Origin of the sequence: Amycolatopsis rhizosphaerae, assembly GCF_007713715.1 — a bacterium.
Taxonomy (GTDB): domain Bacteria; phylum Actinomycetota; class Actinomycetes; order Mycobacteriales; family Pseudonocardiaceae; genus Amycolatopsis_E; species Amycolatopsis_E rhizosphaerae.
In genome coordinates this window covers 1-2,865 of record NZ_VJWX01000690.1, presented here as the reverse complement: position 1 = coordinate 2,865, position 2,865 = coordinate 1, and the positions used below count along the sequence as shown (strand labels likewise).

Below are 2,865 nucleotides of genomic sequence, written 5' to 3'. Positions count from 1 at the left end.
GTCAGCGCCTGTGGAGATCCCCTCCGGCCCCCGCGTTCCTCCCCCTGGCGCGGGGGCCTCTCCATTTCCACCGACACCCCAAGTTTGGTCGGTTTCCCACCATTGCGTCCGGCAACCGCGTTGCCTTATCACGTTTTTCCTGGGGTAATGACAGTTCGTGAAGCAGCCATTGCGACATGTGGGTGTCAGCCGGCCCCAGCACCGTCACCACAACCACTCACGGCGTGTCTTGGATCACATTCAGGAGCGCGGCGAGATCCAAACGTTATCGTGTCCGGGTGCCTCTTCCCTCGTTAGGACGCCGCGGCAACACCCGGAACGATCTCAAGCCGGTCAGCCCCGGCCGTCACCGCAACGGCCCCGCCAAGGAGGACGAGGGCGCGGCCGAAGATCACGAGCTCACCAGCTACCTCGCCGCACTCGCCCCCGAGTCCGCCCCGGAAAGCACCGGCACGGGCAAGCGCTTCGGCGAGGCGCAGGTCTACCAGCTCCGCATGAACCTGGTCGCCAGCGCCCAGTTGCGCGACCTCGCACAGGAACGCGGCACCTCCCCGCAGGCGCTCGCCCGGGACTGGGTCCTCGAACGGCTTTCCTGGGAGGCGCAGGCCGCCTCGTCGGAACGACGGCAGTTCGCCGACCACGACGGCATCGCGGACACCGACCAGCACTTCTTCGGCAAGAGCCTGAGCTGATCAGACCCCAAGCGACCCACGGAGAAGAACAGGCCCCCGGCGGATCACCGCCGGGGGCCTGCGACGTTCATGGGGCAGGGGGCGTCAGATGACGCGCACCTTCTGGGCCTGCGGGCCCTTCTGGCCCTGGCCGACCTCGAACTCGACTCGCTGGTTCTCCTCGAGGGTGCGGAAGCCGCGCCCGTCGATCTCCGAGTAGTGGACGAAGACGTCGCCCTCGCCACCGTCCTGGGCGATGAAACCAAAGCCCTTCTCGGCGTTGAACCACTTCACAGTGCCTTGCGCCACCGCTTTACTCCTCGTTACATCCGCATCGGGCCCCGCCGTGGCGGCGACCCGGGCCGCCCCGGGCGGTTCCAACGAGACGAGCAAAGAGCGTGTTCGGCTCAGGGCTCGCGTCAGAAGTTCCGCGAGTGTGAAGCCACTAACACGCAAAACGACGGCCTAGTGGGCAGCCTACCGGGATCTGGCGAAATCTGAACCCCTTTGCCGACCCCTTCGCCGAAGTCACCGGAACGTCGTACATCGAGCGGCTCGACCTGGACCTCGACCTACCCGATAGGCTGATGATCGCGCCCGCCTCCTACTGCTTGTGTGACCTCGATCACACCTTCGAGTGTCAACGGCTTCCCCTGGTCGGGCGTCTTCTGGGGCAAATGGGGAGAAGGGGTACAGACGTGAGCACACACAGCATCGGACGCCGCATTCCGGCCGCCCTGATCGGGTTAGGACTGGCCGCGGTCCTCGGTCTTACCGGTTGCAGCAGCGGGTCCGACGCGACGGCCACGACCAACGCCAACACCAGCGCGCGACCGGCCGGCGGGGCTGACGGGGTCGCGCTGGCGCCCGCGAAGCTCACCACGCAACCGACCGCCGGGGCGACGGACGTCGCGCCCGGCGACCCGGTGAAGGTCAGCGTCGTCGACGGCGAGATCCAGAACGTGTCGCTGACCAACCCGGACGGCAAGCAGGTCGCCGGCCAGATCGCGGCCGACAAGCACAGCTGGACCGCCACGGAACCGCTGGGCTACGGCAAGACCTACACGTTCTCCGGCAGCGCGACCGGTACCGACGGCAAGCCCGCGGCCCTGTCCGGCTCGTTCACCACGGTCACGCCGAAGCGCCAGATCTCGGCCAGCCTCAACGTGGGCGACGGGCAGACCTACGGCATCGCGATGCCGATCGCGCTCACCTTCAGCAGCAAGGTCACCGACAAGGCCGCCGTCGAGCACGCGCTGACCGTGGAGACCACCCCGAAGACCGAGGGCTCGTGGGCCTGGCTGTCGGACACCCAGGTGCACTGGCGGCCGAAGGAATACTTCCAGGCCGGCACCACGGTGAAGATCGCCGCGCACGTCTACGGCGTGAAGATGGGCGACGGCACCTACGGCAAGTCCGACATCACCTCCTCCTTCTCCATCGGCCGCTCGCAGATCGTCAAGGGTGACACGCGCACCCACCGTATGCAGGTCATTCGCGACGGCCAGCAGATCGCGGACTACCCGGTCAGCTACGGCCTGGACTCCGACCCGGGCCGGGTCACCCACAGCGGAATCCACGTCACGATGGAGAAGTACACCATCAAGTCGATGAGCAACCCGCGCTACGGCTACACCGACGTGAACGTGCCGTGGGCGGTGCGGATCTCCAACAACGGCGAGTTCATCCATGGTCTCGCGGGCACCGTCTCGGTGCAGGGTAAGGCGAACGTTTCGCACGGCTGTCTGAACCTCTCGCCGGCGAACGCCAAGGTGTACTTCGACGGTGTGCTCACCGGCGACCCGGTGGAGATCGTCGGCAGCACCCAGCAGTTGGGGCCGGAGGACGGCGACTACGCGGACTGGACCTACTCGTGGGCGGACTGGACGAAGATGTCCGCGCTCAACCGCTGAAAATTCGATGCAACCCCGCGGCCATCGCCGTGCATGTCTCACCATGACGGTGTCGCATCGGGCGACACCCCATCTCTGGGAGGACATGTGCTCAGCACACGGATGCGGATCGGCCTGGCCGCGGGGGCTTTCGTGATCGTCGCCGGGGCCGTCACCGGGACGGCCCTGGCGGCCTCCGGCGGGGGCGCTCCGGCCCCGGCGACCACGACCCACGCTCCGACCGCCGAGCCGTCGCGCTCGGATCCGGCTCCCCAGCAGACCGCCGCCCCGGTGCCCGTGAC

At 67.5% G+C, this 2,865-nt stretch carries 3 protein-coding genes and 1 pseudogene; 3 read left to right on the top strand and 1 reads right to left on the bottom strand.

Translation table 11 applies throughout. The annotated features are described in order from the left end of the window. Positions 1-278: 278 nt before the first annotated feature. Complete coding sequence (locus tag FNH05_RS35560; protein WP_144593232.1) at positions 279-692, top strand: hypothetical protein; 414 nt, start codon at positions 279-281, stop codon at positions 690-692. Between the two features lie 84 nt (positions 693-776). On the opposite strand, the gene FNH05_RS35555 is transcribed toward FNH05_RS35560, so the two are convergent. Then, positions 777-980, bottom strand: a complete 204-nt coding sequence (locus FNH05_RS35555; protein ID WP_027941311.1) for a cold-shock protein — start codon at positions 978-980, stop codon at positions 777-779. A gap of 368 nt (positions 981-1,348) precedes the next feature. Between FNH05_RS35555 and FNH05_RS35550 the strand changes: the two genes are divergently transcribed. Continuing rightward, on the top strand, positions 1,349-2,584 hold the full coding sequence (locus tag FNH05_RS35550; protein WP_144593231.1) for a L,D-transpeptidase: 1,236 nt from the start codon (positions 1,349-1,351) through the stop codon (positions 2,582-2,584). An 87-nt stretch (positions 2,585-2,671) separates the two neighbouring features. Continuing rightward, positions 2,672-2,865: pseudogene (locus FNH05_RS35545) on the top strand (hypothetical protein); the annotation flags it as partial.